Annotated in this window: 16 protein-coding genes; 7 read left to right on the top strand and 9 right to left on the bottom strand. The window is 73.1% G+C overall.

Annotation, left to right across the window (positions count from 1 at the left end; genetic code table 11):
- Positions 1 to 157: 157 nt before the first annotated feature.
- Positions 158 to 1,213, bottom strand: a complete 1,056-nt coding sequence (locus NJE57_RS19700) for a polyprenyl synthetase family protein (RefSeq protein ID WP_413464448.1) — start codon at positions 1,211 to 1,213, stop codon at positions 158 to 160.
- A 138-nt stretch (positions 1,214 to 1,351) separates the two neighbouring features.
- Here NJE57_RS19700 and NJE57_RS19695 point away from each other — a divergent pair, with 138 nt between their 5' ends.
- On the top strand, positions 1,352 to 2,617 hold the full coding sequence (locus tag NJE57_RS19695; RefSeq protein ID WP_413464447.1) for a geranylgeranyl reductase family protein: 1,266 nt from the start codon (positions 1,352 to 1,354) through the stop codon (positions 2,615 to 2,617).
- 185 nt (positions 2,618 to 2,802) lie between these two features.
- Here NJE57_RS19695 and NJE57_RS19690 read toward each other — a convergent pair whose 3' ends face one another.
- From NJE57_RS19690 to NJE57_RS19670, 5 genes are read right to left on the bottom strand one after another with little or no spacing between them, the layout of a single operon-like run.
- Positions 2,803 to 3,492, bottom strand: a complete 690-nt coding sequence (locus tag NJE57_RS19690) for a demethylmenaquinone methyltransferase (RefSeq protein WP_319030180.1) — start codon at positions 3,490 to 3,492, stop codon at positions 2,803 to 2,805.
- 56 nt (positions 3,493 to 3,548) lie between these two features.
- Positions 3,549 to 4,799, bottom strand: coding sequence for a glycosyltransferase family 1 protein (locus NJE57_RS19685; protein WP_319030179.1), 1,251 nt, complete (start codon positions 4,797 to 4,799; stop codon positions 3,549 to 3,551).
- Positions 4,800 to 4,836: 37 nt separating this feature from the next.
- Positions 4,837 to 5,304 carry a DUF3592 domain-containing protein gene (locus NJE57_RS19680; protein ID WP_319030184.1) on the bottom strand — a complete coding sequence of 156 codons (468 nt, stop codon included), beginning with the start codon at positions 5,302 to 5,304 and terminating at the stop codon, positions 4,837 to 4,839.
- Positions 5,305 to 5,306: 2 nt separating this feature from the next.
- The gene (gene menD, locus NJE57_RS19675) at positions 5,307 to 7,064 is read right to left on the bottom strand and encodes a 2-succinyl-5-enolpyruvyl-6-hydroxy-3-cyclohexene-1-carboxylic-acid synthase (RefSeq protein ID WP_319030178.1); all 1,758 of its coding nucleotides are present in this window, start codon (positions 7,062 to 7,064) and stop codon (positions 5,307 to 5,309) included.
- Positions 7,065 to 7,074: 10 nt separating this feature from the next.
- Positions 7,075 to 8,073 carry a YafY family protein gene (locus NJE57_RS19670; protein WP_319030177.1) on the bottom strand — a complete coding sequence of 333 codons (999 nt, stop codon included), beginning with the start codon at positions 8,071 to 8,073 and terminating at the stop codon, positions 7,075 to 7,077.
- Positions 8,074 to 8,205: 132 nt separating this feature from the next.
- Here NJE57_RS19670 and NJE57_RS19665 point away from each other — a divergent pair, with 132 nt between their 5' ends.
- Complete coding sequence (locus NJE57_RS19665; RefSeq protein WP_319030176.1) at positions 8,206 to 8,781, top strand: DinB family protein; 576 nt, start codon at positions 8,206 to 8,208, stop codon at positions 8,779 to 8,781.
- Between the two features lie 130 nt (positions 8,782 to 8,911).
- A complete protein-coding gene (locus NJE57_RS19660; protein ID WP_319030175.1) occupies positions 8,912 to 9,529 on the top strand; it encodes a DUF664 domain-containing protein in 618 nt (205 codons plus the stop codon).
- 25 nt (positions 9,530 to 9,554) lie between these two features.
- Here the strand turns inward: NJE57_RS19660 and NJE57_RS19655 are convergent, their stop codons facing one another.
- Complete coding sequence (locus NJE57_RS19655) at positions 9,555 to 11,045, bottom strand: WS/DGAT domain-containing protein (protein ID WP_319030174.1); 1,491 nt, start codon at positions 11,043 to 11,045, stop codon at positions 9,555 to 9,557.
- A gap of 112 nt (positions 11,046 to 11,157) precedes the next feature.
- Here NJE57_RS19655 and NJE57_RS19650 point away from each other — a divergent pair, with 112 nt between their 5' ends.
- The gene (locus tag NJE57_RS19650; protein WP_319030173.1) at positions 11,158 to 11,748 is read left to right on the top strand and encodes a flavin reductase family protein; all 591 of its coding nucleotides are present in this window, start codon (positions 11,158 to 11,160) and stop codon (positions 11,746 to 11,748) included.
- Positions 11,749 to 11,965: 217 nt separating this feature from the next.
- Here the strand turns inward: NJE57_RS19650 and NJE57_RS19645 are convergent, their stop codons facing one another.
- Positions 11,966 to 13,108: an o-succinylbenzoate synthase gene (locus NJE57_RS19645; RefSeq protein ID WP_319030172.1), complete on the bottom strand. Its 1,143-nt coding sequence runs from the start codon at positions 13,106 to 13,108 to the stop codon at positions 11,966 to 11,968.
- Between the two features lie 23 nt (positions 13,109 to 13,131).
- On the opposite strand from NJE57_RS19645, the gene NJE57_RS19640 reads away from it, so the two are divergent.
- The 3 genes from NJE57_RS19640 to NJE57_RS19630 are packed head-to-tail and all read left to right on the top strand — an operon-like array spanning position 13,132 to position 16,240.
- Entirely contained in the window at positions 13,132 to 14,115 is a 984-nt protein-coding gene (locus NJE57_RS19640) for a 1,4-dihydroxy-2-naphthoyl-CoA synthase (RefSeq protein ID WP_319030171.1), read from the top strand.
- A gap of 17 nt (positions 14,116 to 14,132) precedes the next feature.
- Positions 14,133 to 15,317 (top strand): o-succinylbenzoate--CoA ligase, encoded by a 1,185-nt coding sequence (gene menE / locus NJE57_RS19635; RefSeq protein WP_319030170.1) that lies wholly within the window; start codon positions 14,133 to 14,135, stop codon positions 15,315 to 15,317.
- The gene (locus NJE57_RS19630) at positions 15,314 to 16,240 is read left to right on the top strand and encodes a 1,4-dihydroxy-2-naphthoate polyprenyltransferase (protein WP_319030169.1); all 927 of its coding nucleotides are present in this window, start codon (positions 15,314 to 15,316) and stop codon (positions 16,238 to 16,240) included. The genes menE and NJE57_RS19630 overlap by 4 nt, the downstream gene beginning before the upstream one ends.
- A gap of 57 nt (positions 16,241 to 16,297) precedes the next feature.
- On the opposite strand, the gene NJE57_RS19625 is transcribed toward NJE57_RS19630, so the two are convergent.
- A complete protein-coding gene (locus tag NJE57_RS19625) occupies positions 16,298 to 16,912 on the bottom strand; it encodes a hypothetical protein (protein WP_319030167.1) in 615 nt (204 codons plus the stop codon).
- Positions 16,913 to 16,972 lie beyond the last annotated feature (60 nt).

The raw sequence follows: 16,972 nt of genomic DNA, 5'->3' as shown, positions 1-16,972 counted from the left end.
GCGCGCGAGTTCATCGACAGGAGCGGATTCCGTATGGGTGTGCAGGCGCGGGAGCGGATGCCAGCTGAGCGCTGGACGGGTGTGCAGGCGCGGGAGCAGATGCCAGCTGAGCGCTGGGCGGGTGTGCAGGCGCGGGAGCGGATGCCCGGGCGGGCGGTCAGCTGACGCGGTCGACGGTGAACCGCACCAGCCGTCGCAGCGCCTCGTTGGCGGGCCCGGCGGGCAGCGCGTCGAGCTCGGTCATGGCGTCGCCCACGTACTGCTCGAGCGTGGCCCGCGCGCGGCGCATCCCGTCGGAGACGCGGAGCAGGCCGAGCGCCTCGTCGACCTCGGCGTCGTCGGTCAGCGGCTGCGCCAGCAGGTCGCGGAGGCGCTCGCCGTCGGTGGAACCGGATTCCAGAGCGTAGATCATGGGCAGCGTGTGCACGCCCTCGCGCAGGTCGGTACCGGGGGTCTTGCCCGAGTCCGACGACGGCGAGGCGATGTCGATGATGTCGTCGGCGATCTGGAACGCGATCCCCACCGCGTCGCCCAGACGGCGCAGGCGCTCGATCTGCTCGGCGGAGGCGCCGGAGTACTCGCCACCGAACTGAGCGGCGGCCGCGATCAGTGACCCGGTCTTCTCCCAGATCACGCGCAGGTAGTGGCTCGCGGCGCTGGCGGCGTGTTCTCCGTCGCCCGGCCCCACCGTCTCGCGCATCTGACCGGTGACCAGTTCCGCGAAGGTCTGGGCGATGAGCTGCACCGCCGCCGGGCCGAGGTCCGCCAGGAGCATGGAGGAGTGGGCGAAGAGGAAGTCGCCGGCGAGGATCGCGGTGGAGTTGTCCCAGCGACTGTTGGCGGACTCGACGCCGCGGCGTACGGCGGCCTCGTCCATCACGTCGTCGTGGTACAGCGTGGCCAGGTGGATCATCTCGCACACCACGGCGGCCTTGACCAGCCGCTCGTGATCGGGTTCCGGACCGAGCTGGCCGGTGAGCAGGGTGACGACGGGCCGAAACCGCTTCCCGCCGGCGGTGACCAGGTGCAGGGCGACCTCGGTGAGGAAGTCCTCCCCGGTCTGGAGACGACTCACCAGGAGCTCCTCGACCTCGACGAGTCGCGCTCTCAGCAGAGCCGCGAGGTCCGCGTCGCCGACGTCCACGCCCGCCACCACGTTCTCGGGCGCCGTCTCCGCGGTGCCGGTCGTCACTGAATCGCTCGACATCCTCATTCGTCCTCGTCGCCTCGTGCGGGGCGGCATCGACCGACCCTGACGACAGACTACGGTCCCCACCCGCGGGCCGCGGCACCCCACCCCGGCCGAGGTCGGCGGCGACCGGTCCGGCGTCGACCTGCCACCATGGAGCGCATGGACCCACGGCCTCGCCTTCCCGCTTCGACCGATGTCCTCGTGGTGGGTTGCGGTCCGGCCGGTTCGGCCACCGCCACGTGGCTCGCGCGGTCCGGACGCGAGGTCACGGTGTTCGACGCCGCGCAGTTCCCGCGCGACAAGACCTGCGGCGACGGGTTGACCCCCCGCGCGATAGGGGAGGTCGACCGGCTGGGACTGGGTTCGTGGGCGCGCGAGCGGGTCACCATCCGGGGGCTCGAGTTGCGGGGTTTCGGCCACGAGCGTCGCGTCCCGTGGCCCGCGGGTGAACACGGCGGGGTCGGGTCGGCGGTACGCCGCACGGTGTTCGACGACCGGCTGCGTCAGGCCGCGGTCGAGGCCGGCGCGACAGTGATCGACGGGGTGCGGGTGACCGGGGTCGACACGGGCGACGACGACGAGGTGACCGCCGTCCGGGTCGGGGGCGAACGCGTGGCGTGCCGGACCCTCGTCATCGCGGACGGCGTGCGCTCGCCGGTGGGCCGACTGCTCGGCCGGACCTGGCACCGGGATTCGGTGTACGCCGTGGCGGCCCGCTCGTACGTGCGCTCGGGGCGGCACGATCATCCGTGGATCGGTTCCGATCTCGAGCTCCGCGACGAGACCGGGGTGATCCAGCCGGGCTACGGCTGGGTGTTCCCGCTGGGCGACGGCGAGGTCAACCTCGGTGTGGGTGCCCTGGCCACCGCGTCGCGGCCGGCGAATGTGGCGGTCAAGGACCTCCTGCAGCACTACGCCCGTAGTGTGCGCGGGAGCTGGGAGCTGGAGGGCGAGCCCCGCGCCGTGACGTCGGCGCTCCTGCCGATGGGTGGCGCGGTCTCCGGCGTGGCCGGTCGCAACTGGGCTGCGGTCGGCGACGCCGCGGCGTGTGTCAACCCGCTCAACGGTGAGGGCATCGACTACGCGCTCGAGGGCGGCCGGCTCCTCGCGGACCTGATCGTCGGTGACGGCGGGCCGAGCCCGGGAACCCGGGGCGACCTGACCCGGGCGTGGCCGGAGCTGCTGCGGCGGACCTACGGCGAGTCGTTCGCGATCGCCCGGGACGCCGCGCGGCTGCTCACCTTCCCACGATTCCTGCCCGTGGCCGGGCCGATCGGGATGCGCTCACAGACGCTCATGACCGCGGCCGTGCGGTGCATGTCCAACACCGTGGCGGACTCGGACCGCGACGTGGTGGCCCGTGGCTGGCGGGCGGCGGGATCGGTGGCCCGCCGGCTCGACCGCCGGCCGCTCTTCGCCGACTGACCTCCCGTCCCCCGCCGACTTGTGCGTCCGGAATGGTCCATTCCCGCAGCGTAAGCGCGTCCACGGCGTACCGAAGGGCAGCGCACCTGCGGGAATGTGGCGGAGAGAGCGAGGAGAGAGCGAGGAGAGAGCGGGTAGAGGGCGGGTAGAGGGAGGTTCAGGCGGTCCGGTTCAGGCGGTCCGGTTCAGGCAGCGCGGCGGGCCATGTGGATCGCGGCGATCCCGCCGGTGAGGTTGGTGACGCTACAGCGCTCCCAGCCGTTGGCCTCGACGAGCGAGCGCAGGGTCTGCTGGTCCGGCCAGTCGCGGATCGACTCGGCCAGGTACACGTACGCGTCGGGATTCGAGGACACGCTCGTGGCGATCCTGGGTAGCGCGCGCATCAGGTAGTTCATGTACACCGCACGGAAGGGCGGGAAGAGCGGGGTGGAGAACTCCACCACGGCCAGGCGCCCTCCCGGCCGGACGACCCGCGCCATCTCCCTCAGGCCCGCGCCGGTGTCCTGCACGTTGCGCAGTCCGAAGCTGATGGTGGCCGCGTCGAAGGACTCGTCGGCGAACGGCAGCCTCATGGCGTCGCCGGCGACCTTGGGCACGTCCCGCCCGGCGCCCGCGCGCAGCATTCCGAGCGAGAAGTCGGCCGCCACGCACCAGGCGCCGGACCTGGCCAGCTCGACGGTCGATACCGCGGTGCCCGCGGCGAGGTCCAGGATCCGCTCGCCGGGTCGGGGTGCGAGCAGCGATCGCGCCCGGCGACGCCAGACGTGGTCCATTCCTCCGGAGAGGATGGTGTTGGTCAGGTCGTAGCGACCCGCGACGCCGTCGAACATCGACGCGACGTCGCGGGGCTGCTTGTCGAGATCAGCGCGGGACACGCCGTCGACGCTACCCCGCCGCGCGGCGGCGGAGCGGCTCAGGCCCGCGGGTCAGCTCAGGCAACCACACGCACGGCGCGCCCGAGGCCGACCCGTCCGGACGTCGGGCGCGCGCCGGCGGCGAAATAGTGGTCGAACAGCTGACCACAGACGGCGTCCCAGGTGCGGCCCAGGACCGTGGAGCGGGCGCCCGCGGCCAACTTCGTGTGGTCGGCCAGCACCAGGTCGACGGTGCGTGAGACCTCGGCGGCGTAGCCGCGCGGGTCGAGCAGATAACCGTTGACCCCCGCCTGGACGAGGTCGCGGGGTCCACCCTGGTCCGGTCCCACCACGGGCACGCCCGAGGCCTGCGCCTCCTGGATGGACTGGCAGAACGTCTCGAACTCCCCGGCGTGACAGAACACGTCGAGCGTGGCGTAGGCCTGCGCCAACCGGTCGCCGTGGAGTTCGCCGGTGAAGACCGCGTGCGGCATGGCGGACTGGAGGGCGGGTCGGTCGGGGCCGTCGCCGACGACGACGAGTTGGAGGTCTCCCCCCGGGCCCGAGCGGTCGGCGAGCGCCCGGAGACGCTCGACGTGCTTCTCCGGAGCGAGTCGGCCGACGAATCCCACGACCGGACGACCCTCCGGCGACCACTGCTCGTGCAGGGCCCGGCTGCGGTGCGAGGGGGCGAACCGCTCGGTGTCGACACCCCGGCCCCACCGGTACAGGCGCGGGATGCCGTGCGTCGCCAGGTCCTCCATGGCGGCGGTGGACGGGGCCAGGGTGCGGTCGCAGGTCGAGTGGACGGCCCGCGTCCACGCCCAGGCGGCCTCGGCCATGGCGCCGATCCCGTAGGAGCTCGCGAACCCGGCGACGTCGGTCTGGTAGACGGCCACCGAGGGGATGTCGAGCGCCCGGGCCGCGGCTGCGCCGGCGGCGCCGAGGACGAACGGCGAGGCCAGGTGCACCACGTCGGGGTCGAAGTGCCGGAGCGCGTTGTACACGCTCGGGCTGGGTGCGCCCACGGGCAGCGAGGACACCACCGGCACCCGGACCGCGGTGACGCGGTGCACGGGGTAGCCCAGGTGGTGTTCCGGTTCCGGGGTGGGTACGCCGGGCGTGCCGAGCAGGGGCGCCATGGCGCTCACCAGCGGGTGCGCCCGGACCGCGTCGCTGGCCCCCCGGCGCAGGCCCACGTTGCCGGAGGGGGCCACCACCAGGCAGTCGTGTCCGTTCCGCCGTGCGTACTCGAGAACCCGCAGGACGGAGTTGGTGACGCCGTTGACGCTGGGCAGGAACGATTCGGTCACGATGGCTACGCGCACACCGTCACTGTCTCCCGCCCGGACCACCGGACGGTGATCAGCGCGGGACGGTGCGGAGAACTCGTGGTGTCGGCCGGTGAACCCTCGGTGACGCCGCGGCGTACGCGAGCGCGGCCAGCGGGACGACCACCGCGGGGACGGAGAGGGCGGGCACCACGGCGACCGTCCAGCTCCGGCCCGAGACGCGTACGAGGTCGGGGTTGGCGCGTCGGAACTCGACCTGCACCCGCTGGCCCTCGATCAGCCCGATCGGGTAGAACACCCCGGTCACCGGGCGGACGTGGCGGCCGCTGCCGGCGTCGAACTCCACCGCGGCCCGGCGGTCGGTGACCTCGGTGACGGTGGCGGTGGCGCTGCCCATGTCCCTGTCGATGCGCTGGTCGTTGACGAAGCAGGCCAGCAGGATCAACGCGGCCGTCAGGAGCGAGAACACCGCGAGCACGACCGCGGTGGCCCGGATGATCCGCCGGGTCCACGCCGAACGGCGGGCCCGCCTGGCCGACATCGTCACCGCAGAGCCTCGGACCGCATGGCCCCGTGCAGCTCGCGGAGGCCGTCGCGGCTGGTGGCCACCCGGACGACCCGCAGGCCGGCGGGCACGATGTCGTGGTGCGCGACGGCGACCTCGCCCAGCAGTTCCTCCAGCCCGTCCGGGTCGGTGTCGGTGAAGGGCACTCCGAAGCCTGCGCAGAGTGCGGACAGATCGGCGCCGTGCGGGGTGCCGAAGACCCGTTCGAAATCGGTCGCCAACCGCGGATCGCCCTGTTCGAGGAGGGAGAAGATCCCGCCGCCGTCGTCGTCGGCCACCACGATGGTCAGGTCGTCGGGCCGCTTCTCCGTCGGCGCCAGCAGCAGCCCCGACACGTCGTGGAGGAAGGTCAGGTCTCCGAGCAGCGCGACGGTCCGGCCCGGCGCCGTCATCGCCACCCCGATCGCGGTGGACACGGTGCCGTCGATCCCGGAGGCGCCCCGGTTGGCGTACACGGCCACGTCGGGGTCCAACGGTCCCACGAGGGACAGGTCGCGTACCGCGTTGGAGGCGCCCACCACCAGGTTGTCGCCGCCCCGCATCCCGCGGGACACGGCCCGGGCCACGTGCACACCGGTGGGAGAGGCGGTCTCGAGGTGGCGGTCCAGGACGCGGTCGACGGCCGCACGGGCGCGGGCGTCGGCCTGCCCCGTGGTGGCCGTCCACGCCGCGTCGACGCCCCACCCGGTCAGGACGGAGTCGGCGAACTCGGCGGCGCTGCCCGTGGGGTTGGGGGCGTGGGGGCCGGCGTCGAGGATCACCAGGTCCACCTCGGGATCCGCCAGCAGCCGGGTGACCGAGCGGTGCAGGGTCGGCCGGCCGGTCACCACCACCTGCTCGGGCCGCAGCGCGGGGATCGCCAACGGATGTACCGGGTGCAGCGGTACCGGGGCCCCGGGCTCCGCGACGGTCGGGACGCCCACGAGCCCGGCGACGGGAGCGGCCCCGACGCCCGAGACGACCAGGGTCGGGCGGGTGAGGTCGACGGCCACCGCGGACTCGGCGGGTGCGGAGTCGATCGCCGCGCCCGCGCGCTGGACCCAGGGGCGACCGCCGGGGCGGCCGGACGGGAGTGCGCCCGGGTGACCGTGGGGGCCGACCTCGTCGTCGTCCGGGTCGTCTCCGCCCACGGCGAACTCCTCGTCGCCCTCGGCCGGCACCAGGGGTTCGCGGAACGCGATGTCGACCTGGACCGGACCGGGGTGGGCCGGGGCGGTCGCAGTGAGGACGGCGCGGCCGATCGCACTGCGCCAGTGGCGGTGTTCGACCTCGGGATCGCCGGCCGCGCCCAGCTCGACGACCGTGCGGGCGTGCGGGCCGAACAGCCCCACCTGGTCGATGGTCTGGTTGGCGCCGGTCCCGCGCAGTTCGGGCGGGCGGTTGGCGGTCAGCGCCAGGATCGGCACGCCGGAGTGCGCGGCCTCGACCATCGCGGGGTGCAGATTGGCCACGGCGGTGCCGGAGGTGACGACGACGGGGACCGGCCGCTTCGAGCCCGACGCCAACCCCAGGGCCGTGAACGCCGCCGCGCGCTCGTCGATCCGCACGTGCAGTCGCACCCGACCCGTCCGCTCGGCGGCGGCGAGTGCCAGCGCCAGGGGGGCGCTGCGCGAACCGGGACACAGCACCACGTCGGTGATCCCGTGGCGGATCAACTCGTCGACGACGACGCGGGCCTGCGCTGTGCTGGGATTGCTCTCGCGCGGCGTGCTCGGGGTGGCCTGGCTGGGGTTCATCACCTCCAGCCTAGTCGGGGGGGTCCACCACATCGGCCGCGCGCGACATCCGTCCGCCTATCACCGCGAGGCGCTCGCGGAGGCCGTCGGGCGACTCCACGACGAACGGTCCCGGCAGCCTGCCCAGATACCAGGCCAGCTCGTCGAGGTCGGCGGCCCCGGTCTCCAGACGGCAGGCCGGCCCGTCGGGGTGATCGTCCGGCCGCAGCTCGGTGACGGTGCCGTAGGTGGGCGGGAAGCACTCGAGCACCTCCGCGGCCGGGGCGTGGACCACGACGCGCGCCAGATGCGCGTACGGCGCGGTGGTCACCGAGTGCTGGACGTGCGTGGCCGGGTCGGGCACGTCCGGGCGCGGCGTGAACCGCCAGCGACTGCGGTGCACGGCCCGGATGCGGTCCAGGCGGAACGTGCGCCAGTCGGCGCGGTCGAGATCGTAGGACAGCAGATACCAGCGCCGACCCAACACCACGATCCGGTAGGGCTCGACCCGACGCTCGGTGTCGCGGCCGGTGCGGTCCCGGTAGTCCAGCCGCACCTGCTCGGTGCCGCGGACGGCGTGGCCCAGGTCGAGGAGCAACTCCGGCTCGACCTGGGTGTCGGTGCCCGGCACCGCGACCATCGACTCGGTGACGTCCGCGACCCGCTCGCGCAGCCGGGAGGGCATCACCTGGTCGAGCTTGGTCAGCGCACCGAGAGCGTGCTCCCCGACGCCCGCCACCGCTCCCCCGGCCGCCAGCCGAAGCGCGATCGCCACGGCGACCGCCTCCCTGTCGTCCAACAGCAACGGGGGCAGTCTCCGACCCGAGCCCAGCCGGTATCCGCCGCCCGCGCCCCGTTCGGATTCGACCGGGTACCCCAGGTCGCGGAGCCGGTCGACGTCCCGCCGCACCGAGCGGGTGGTGACCCCGAGCTCGGCCGCGAGCTCGGGTCCGGACCACACCGCACGGCGCTGCAACAGGTCGAGCAGTCCCAGCACCCGCTGGGTCGTGGGCGTCTTGTCGTCGGTCACGCAGCCAGTCTCCCACCGCCAGAGGACAGATCCTGTCCTGATGGGCTGAGAGGCTGCTCCCGTACCCCGGCAGGGGCCCGCAGACCGGCCACCGCCACGGGCACAGACCACTTCCGAGACCAGGAGTCCGCCATGACCGCACCGCACACCCTCGACTGGACGGCCCAACTCGTCGACCAACTCGAGTACCACTGGAACGGCCACCTCCGGCCGCGACTGGAGGGACTGACGGACGAGGAGTACCACTTCTCCCCCGCGCCCGACTCCCGGACCTGGGGCGTGCGGCCGCGGGGCACCGGCACCGCCGACATGCAGGGCGGGGTCGGCGACTTCACGATCGACTTCGCCTACCCCGAACCCCGGCCCGCCCCGCTGACGACCATCGCCTGGCGGATCGGCCACGTCGTCGTCGGAGTCCTCGGAGCCCGGTGGCACTCCCACTTCGGTGGACCGCCGCACGACTACATGACCCACGAGTTCGCCGGGGACGCCGCGGGCGGGCTCGCGCAACTCGACCGCACCTATGCCGGGTGGATGGACGGGGTCCGGGGGCTCGACGCCGACGCGCTCGCCGCCCCCGTCGGGGAATCCGAGGGGCACTGGTCCGCGGTCCCCATGTCCACCCTCGTCCTGCACATCCACCGCGAGGTCATCCACCACGGCGCGGAGCTGTGCCTGCTGCGCGACCTGTACGCCCACACCCGCTGACCCGTACGCCCACCCGCACCGACCCGTCGGCGGACGCCGGCGGACGCCGGCGGACGCCGGCGTCCACGTCCACGTCCAAGTCCAAGTCCAAGTCCAAGTCCAAGTCCACGACACACCCCAGGAGTTCGTCATGCCACTGTTCCCCGCCACCCGGACCACCGAGCGCGAGACCCTGCTCGAGTGGATCGACGACGCGCTCATCAACGCCCGCTCGATAGTCCACGGCCTGACCGGGGACCAGCTGCGCGCACGGCCGGTCCCGTCGAGCGAGCTGACGCTGGGCCTGCTCATCCTGCACATCGGTGAGGTCGCCGAGGGCTGGCTCGGCCGGGCCGCCGCCGCCCCGGACCCCGTGGAGACGGGACGCACGCTGCCGGAGGCCTTCGCCTGGGCCGAGGAGGTCAACCGGGTGGGCCCCGACGCGAGCGCAGAGGAGGTCCTCGCCGAGTTCGACCGACGGCACGCCGCGGGACTCGCCCACCTGCGGTCCGCCGACCTGGACGCCGTTGTTCCCGTCCCCACCGAGATGCCGTGGTTCCCGCCGGGGATGGCGCCGTTCAACGGCTGGTGGGTGGCGCAGCACGTCCTCACCGAGATCAACCGGCACAGCGGACACGCCGACATCCTCCGCGAGGCGGTCGACGGGCGGACGATGTACGACCTGATCGCCGAGGACCAGGGCATCGACATGTCCTACATCGGCGCCTGGTTCGCCGCACACCCCGAGGTCCCGGCGCCGGCGTGGTGAGCCCGGAACGCGGCGCCGCGGTGGGTCAGTCCTCGTCGTGCCAGCCGTCGAAGGTAGCGAACTGCGCCTCGATCATCTCGGCGACCCGGCCGGGGTCCGGCACCAGCTCCGCGTCGGTGGCGATGCCCACCGAGACCTTGCCGTCGTAGCTGAAGATGCAGATGCCGAGAGCCTGGTCGCCGGTCATCGGGACCCAGCCGAGCATCCCGTCGACCGGGGTGCCCGCGAACCGCACCCGGGAGGACGGGCCGGGCACCGACGTGAGCTGCCCGACGGTCTTGTTGGCGAACAGGTCGATCACCGCGTGCTGCACCGGGGTGGGGGTGACGGCCACGCCGAGCATGGTGGCGAAGTTGATGTGCGGCTCGAACGAGTAACGCACCCGGGTCATGGACGTGGTGATCGCCTCGATCAGATCGTGCGGGTCGTCGACCCCCAGCGGCAGCCGCATGAGGATGAGCGTGATGTGGTTACCCAGCTCCTCCCCGAGCTCGTCCCCGGCCGGCGCCACCGACATCGGCACCATCAGATTGATGTCGGAGACCCGGCGGTCGCCGCGGGCGTCGAGGTATCCGGTGAGCGCCTTGGACACCGCCGCGATCATCACCGGCGTGACGGTGGTGTCATGCACGGCGGCCACCCGCTTGATCGCCGGGAGGTCCAACCCGGATACCCAGGAGACCTTCTTCCGGGCGCGGGCGCTCCCGCTCCAGGACAACTCGGGCGCCCTGGGCTCGAACAGCAGGCGGAAGACCGAGCGATAGGTGTTGGTCGTCCGGTTGGTCGAGTTGATGTGATCGGCCAGGGACTCCACGACCCGCGTGGGCACCCGGGCCAGCTCCCCACCCGGGGCCGCCACGTCCCTGGCCAGCCGCGTGAGCGTCACCGGGAACCTGATCGTGGCGCCGGCGAGGCCACGGGCGATGCCGAACGAGTCCTTGGCCACCCCGGCGCCGGCGCTGCCGACCGCCCCGAGGATCCCGCCTCCCCCCGAGGAGAGTTCACGTCCCACCGAGGGCAGGGGGGCGTCGTCGTCGTGGTCGCACAGTCCCAGGACCAGCTGGGTCAACCGGATGCCGTCGACCAGCCCGTGCTGGACGCGGAACAGCAGGAGCGCCCCCTCCTGCTCGCCTTCGTGGCCGACGTAGCCCTCGATGAACTCGGCGCGCCAGATGGGGCGATCGTCCGGTAGTGGCTCACCCATCTGCTCGGCGACGTACGCCTCGGCCTCCGCGCGCCCGCCCGGAGTGGGGAGGCGACTGTGGGCCAGATGGTTGGAGATGTCGAAGTCGGGATCGTCCTGCCAGTACCACCGGCGCCCCTCGCGCACGGGGACCCGGCGGAACACCGGGTGGGGCTCGACCATCCGGGTGGCGATGGCCTCGGTGACCGCATCCCAGTCGGGGACCTCGGCGAACCACAGCAACGAGTTGATGTACATGAGGTTGTCGGGGCGGTCCATCCGCAACCACAGCTGATCCCGCAGCGGGATCCGGACCCTCGTCGTCTCCGCCATCGTCCCCGACCCCTCTCGCCTGCCCGACCCGCCACGTGCTCGCCGGTTCAGGCTAGAGCAGCTGTGACCGGCGTCACGCGGGTTCCCCCCGGGACGGCGGCAGAATGAGGGGATGCGCACCATACACACTCCGGACGATCCCCCGGCCAAGGGCCTGTACGCCCTGCTCACGGCGTCGATCACCCCCCGGCCCATCGCCTGGGTCTCGAGCATCTCCGCCGACGGGGTCCCGAACCTCGCGCCGTACTCGTTCTTCACCGTGGCGTGCGCCGACCCGGCGATCCTGTCAGTCACCTCGATCGGCCGGAAAGACACGTACCGCAACGTGGTCGAGACCGGGGAGTTCGTGGTGAACATCGGCACCGAATCGCTGATGGAGGTCATGAACGCCACCTCGGCTCCGGTCGGCCCGGAGGTCGACGAGTTCGCACTCTCGGGGCTGACCGCCGAGCCCTCCGATGCGGTGTCGGCGCCACGGGTGGCGCAGGCCCCGATCGCGTTCGAGTGCGTGCGGCACGACGTGATCGACCTCGGCACCAGCGCGATGCTGCTCGGCCGCGTGGTGAGCGTGGCGATCTCCCGTGAGGTCCTGGCCGACGACGGGCTCCCCGACTTCGGCGCCCTGCTGCCGCCCTCCCGCCTGGGCCGCCACGAGTGGGGTCTCGCCCCGCGCACGAGGCAGTTGCCGCGGCCCGGGAGGTAACGGCGGGCCACGCCGGGAGTCCGTGACAACGACGACGAGGTTTGCCTTCCCCCTTCGACAGCCGCTCCCGGCGATGCACTCCGGCGTGCGCCGCGGTACGCGCGCGAGTGCATCGCCAGGAGCGGAGTTGTTCCGAGCGAGCAGGCGCGCGAGCGGATGCCGCCCCAGGGGCCGCCCGGCGGGTAGAGCGGTCACCTGGCTCGCGGGAGCGGTTCGCCTACAGCAGGTCGTGGCAGCGGCGGATCCGGTCCAGCCACCAGTCCCGCCGGTCGGCGCCCGCCCGCAATCCCTCCAGCCTCGCCGGGTCCGGGGACACCGCCACCACGGGGAGATAGCCGTCCACCAGCGAGAACACGCCGGGCTCGACCACGTCCTCCACGAAGAACCCGCCGGTGCCCAGTCCGGCGGCGGGGGCCTCGTCGTCGTCGCCGTCTCCAGCGCCCACACGTCCCCCGCCCACACGTCCCCCGCCGACATGTCCCCCGCCGACGCGTCCGGGGCACGCACCCGGCAGCGCCGCGGCCGCCGCGACACCGGCCGCGACCCCCACCGCCGAGTCCAGCGCGCTCGAGACGGTGACGGGCACCCCGAGTTCGGCCGCCACGGCCAGCAGTCGGCGGGGTCCGCCCAGTGGCGCGACCTTGACCACCGCGCGATCGGCCCCGCCCGCCCGCACCACGCGCAGAGGGTCCTCGGCCCGTCGGATGGACTCGTCGGCGGCCACGTCCACGTGCACACCGTCGGCGGCCAGCCGCTCGCGCAGCTGCACCAGCTCGGGGACGGTGGCGCAGGGCTGTTCGACGTACTCCAGCCCCTGTCCGTCGAGGGAGACCGGTCCGGTGCCCGGCGCGCGAGTGGCGTCGGCGGCGCGGACCGCCTGGTCCAGGACCCGGACGGCGTGCGCGGCCTCGGCGACCGACCAGGCCCCGTTGGCATCCACCCGGATCCTCGCGTGGGGGCGGGCCTGCAGGACCGCGGCGACCCGGGCCACGTCGTCGAGCAACTGCTGTCCCTTCTCGGCCACCTTGACCTTGACCGTGGTGCACCCGGGGAAGCGGTCGAGGATGCCCGCCACCTCTCCCGCGGCGACCGCCGGGACCGTGGCGTTGACGGCGACCCTCGTCCGGAGCGCCGGCGGCGGACCCTGCCACGCCATCTCCACCGCCGAGCGCAGCCAGTGGGCGGCCTCCGGGTCGTCGTACTCGGTGAAGGCCCCGAACTCGCCCCAGCCCGCCGGGCCCTCGACCAGCGCGACCTCCCGCTCGGTGACGCCACGGAACCTGACCCGCATCGGCAGGGCCACCACGTGGACGCGGGCGAGCAGATCGTCGATCGACTCGGGGCCCGGTACGGATGTCATGGCTCCACGCTAACGTCGAACCCATGACCGAGAGCAGCGCAGCGCAGGGCGAGACCGCGAACCCGTTCGATCCGTCGCAGTGGCGGGAGGTCGAGGGCTTCCGCAGCGGCGAGGGGCTGACGGACCTGACCTACCACCGCCACGTCGGCGAGGGCCGGGCCAACGGGATCGTGCGGATCGCCTTCGACCGCCCCGAGGTCCGCAACGCCTTCCGCCCGCACACCGTGGACGAGCTGTACCGGGTGTTCGACCACGCCCGCCGCTCCCCCGATGTGGGCACGGTGCTGTTCACCGGCAACGGGCCGAGCGCCAAGGACGGCGGATGGGCGTTCTGCTCCGGCGGCGACCAGCGCATCCGCGGGCGCTCCGGGTACCAGTACTCCACCGAGCACGACGCGGACGTGGCCGGCGCGACCGCCGACAAGGTGGACGAGGCGCGGGTCAAGGCCGAGGGCGGTCGCCTGCACATCCTCGAGGTCCAGCGGCTGATCCGCACCATGCCCAAGGTGGTGATCTGCCTGGTCAACGGGTGGGCGGCCGGCGGCGGTCACTCCCTGCACGTGGTGAGCGACCTGACCCTGGCCTCCCGCGAGCACGCCCGGTTCAAGCAGACCGATGCCGACGTGGGCTCCTTCGACGCCGGCTACGGCAGCGCGTACCTGGCCAAGCAGGTCGGCCAGAAGTTCGCCCGCGAGATCTTCTTCCTGGGCCAGCCCTACACGGCCGAGGAGATGTTCCACATGGGTGCGGTCAACCGGGTCGTGGATCACGCCGAGCTGGAGAACACCGCCATCGAGTGGGCGCGTCAGATCAACGGCAAGTCGCCCACGGCGCAGCGGATGCTCAAGTTCGCCTTCAACCTCACCGACGACGGCCTGATGGGTCAGCAGGTGTTCGCCGGCGAGGCCACGCGCCTGGCCTACATGACCGACGAGGCCGTCGAGGGCCGGGATGCGTTCCTGGAGAAGCGCGACCCGAACTGGGACGACTTCCCCTACTACTACTGACGGCGCGGGCCGAATCCATGCCCGGATCCCGCGAACTGCGCACACTGCCCGTCCCCGGCGGCGCGGCGGTCGCGCGCCTGTTCCCGGTACTGGAGGACGTGCTGTCCGACCGCGGTCCCGCGCTCCTGCCCGTCCCGGCCGACGATCCCGCGCGCACGCGCCTGCTCTCGGGCGCCATGCGCCCCGGCGAGCCGATCGACGACCGCGCCGCCCTGGTGGTGAGCACCTCCGGGTCGACGGGCACCCCCAAGGGCGCGATGCTCTCGGCGCACGCCCTGGCGGCCTCTGCCTCCGCGACCGACACCGCTCTCGGCGGGCCGGGCCGCTGGATCCTGGCGCTGCCCGGACACCACATCGCCGGCCTGCAGGTGATGCTGCGGTCCCTGCGGGCCGGGCACGAGCCCGTGGTGGTGGACGTGACCGGGGGGTTCGACCCCGCGGCGCTGCCCGGCGCGGTCGCCACGTGCGGGTCCACGGCCGCCCGCGCCTACGCCTCCCTGGTCCCCGGCCAGTTGGCCAAGGCCCTCGACGAGGGTCCGCGCGAGGCCGTGACCGCACTGGCCGCCCTCGACGCCGTCCTTCTCGGTGGGGCCGCCGCCGCCCCGGAACTGCTGGCCCGCGCCGCGGAGGCCGGGGTCCGTGTGGTGCGGACCTACGGTATGAGTGAAACCGCAGGTGGGTGTGTCTACGACGGGCTGCCGCTCGACGGTGTGGGGATGGAGATCGACGACGACGAGGGGCGTGTCTGGCTGGCCGGCCCGCAGCTCGCGCTGGGGTACCGGAACGCACCGGACCATCCGGCGTTCGCCCGGCAGGGGTGGTTCCGCACCGACGACGCCGGGCGGATCGGCCCCGACGGCCGGCTACGCATCCTCGGCAGGCTCGACGAGGCGCTGAGCGTCGGTGGGCTCACGCTCCTCCCGCAGACCGTCGAGGATGCACTCCGGCGGCACGCCGCGGTCGTCGACGTCGTCGTCGTCGGTATTCCGGACGCCCGCCTGGGTACCCGGCCCGTCGCGGCGGTGACACTGCGCGCGGCGGCGGCGCCGCACGAGCTCCGGGCGCACGTGACGCAGCTACTCGGGGCACACTCGGCGCCCGCCGCGGTGGCGGTGCTCGACGCGTTGCCCGCGCTGCCGGGGGGCAAGGTCGACCGACGGGCGGTCGCGGCGGGGTTCGTCGATGGGACAATCGGGGAATGACCCGAGAGACCGACTTCTCCCCCGCTGCCGAGCGCTCCCCCGGCGGGGCCACGCTGACCGACTGGCTCGAGGGTGCGCGGCCCCGGACCTGGCCCAACGCGTTCGCCCCCGTACTCGTCGGCTCGGCCGCCGCGGCGCTGGCGGGGGGGTTCGTCTGGTGGAAGGCTCTCCTGGCGCTCGTGGTGGCGTGGTCGTTCATCGTGGGCGTGAACTTCGCCAACGACTACTCCGACGGCATCCGGGGAACGGACGACGAGCGGGTGGGACCGCTGCGCCTGGTGGGCTCGGGACTGGCCCGACCGGCCTCAGTCAAGCGGGCGGCGTTCGCGTTCCTGGGGCTGGGCGGACTCGCCGGCGTGGTATTGAGCTGGACCTCGGCGCCGTGGCTGATCGCGGTGGGCCTGCTGTGCATCCTCGCGGCGTGGTTCTACACGGGCGGGTCCTCGCCGTACGGCTACCGCGGTCTGGGTGAGGTGGCGGTGTTCGTGTTCTTCGGCCTGGTGGCCGTGATCGGCACCCAGTTCACGCAGCTCGGGTCCGTCACCTGGTACGCCGTGGTCTCGGCGGTGGCGGTGGGCAGCTTCTCGTGCGCGGTCAATCTGACCAACAATCTGCGGGACATCCCGTCGGACTCCGAGGCGGGGAAGATCACGCTCGCCGTGCGCCTGGGCGATTCACGGACCCGGGGGCTTCACGCCGTGCTGGAGTTGCTGGTGCCGCTACTGGCCACGGTGGCGTTGGCCGCCGCGACCCCGTGGGCACTTCTGGGTCTGCTGGCGATGCCGGTGGCGTGGAAGGCCAACGCGCCGGTGCGGACCCGGGCCACAGGAATCGGACTCATCCCCGCGCTGACGACGGCCGGGCTCGCGATGCTCACGTGGAGCGTGCTGGTCAGCGCGGGGATGCTGATCGCCACGATCTGACCTGCCGGCCGTCGCTGTGCGTCCGTGGACCAGCTGACGGTCTACTTGCCCAGCGAGCTACTTGCCCAGCGAACCCTCGGGCACGGCGGACCAGGCGGCCTGGATGCCGCCGTTGATCGCCAGTGCGGCGCCCCGGAGCGCGTCCTTGACCTCATCCGGCAGTGGCAGGCCGTCGATGTCGGCGATGGCGATGGTGCCGGGCGCCGGCGGCGACACCGGGGCAGGCGCGGGTGCCGGTGCCGGGGCGGGCGCGGGTGCGGGTGCGGGAGCAGCACCACCGCCACCGCCGCCACCGCCGCCGTTGACGGTGACCGTGGTGGACTCGGTGCGGACCGGAACCCCGAAGATGTACGCGGTTGCGACCGGCGTGTAGACGCCCGCGACGGTGGGCGTACCCTTGATCGCGGTGGTGGCCGGGTCGTAGGTCAGCCCGGGCGGCAGGCCCTGGAACCGGATCGAGGCGCCCGGGGGCGGGGTGACGTAGTCGCTGACCCGCCGCTCCATGTACTCGCCGACCCGCAGCGTCAACGACGGCAACGCGACCGGAGCCACATCGGTGGCCTCGACGACGGGGGCGGATCCGGGTGCCGCGACCTGACCTGAGGCGACACCGATCGCGGCCATGGCGGAGAGCGCGGCGGCAGAAGCGATGAGGGGGCGGGAGATGCGCATACGGGCCTTTCAGAAGTTACCGGCGTGAAGCGCGGACCCGGCCACCGTAACCCATGAATG

The organism is Dietzia sp. PP-33 (assembly GCF_033790845.1).
In the GTDB taxonomy this organism is placed as follows: domain Bacteria; phylum Actinomycetota; class Actinomycetes; order Mycobacteriales; family Mycobacteriaceae; genus Dietzia.
The sequence above is the reverse complement of the archived record's forward strand: the minus strand, read 5'-3'. Positions and strand labels throughout refer to the sequence as shown.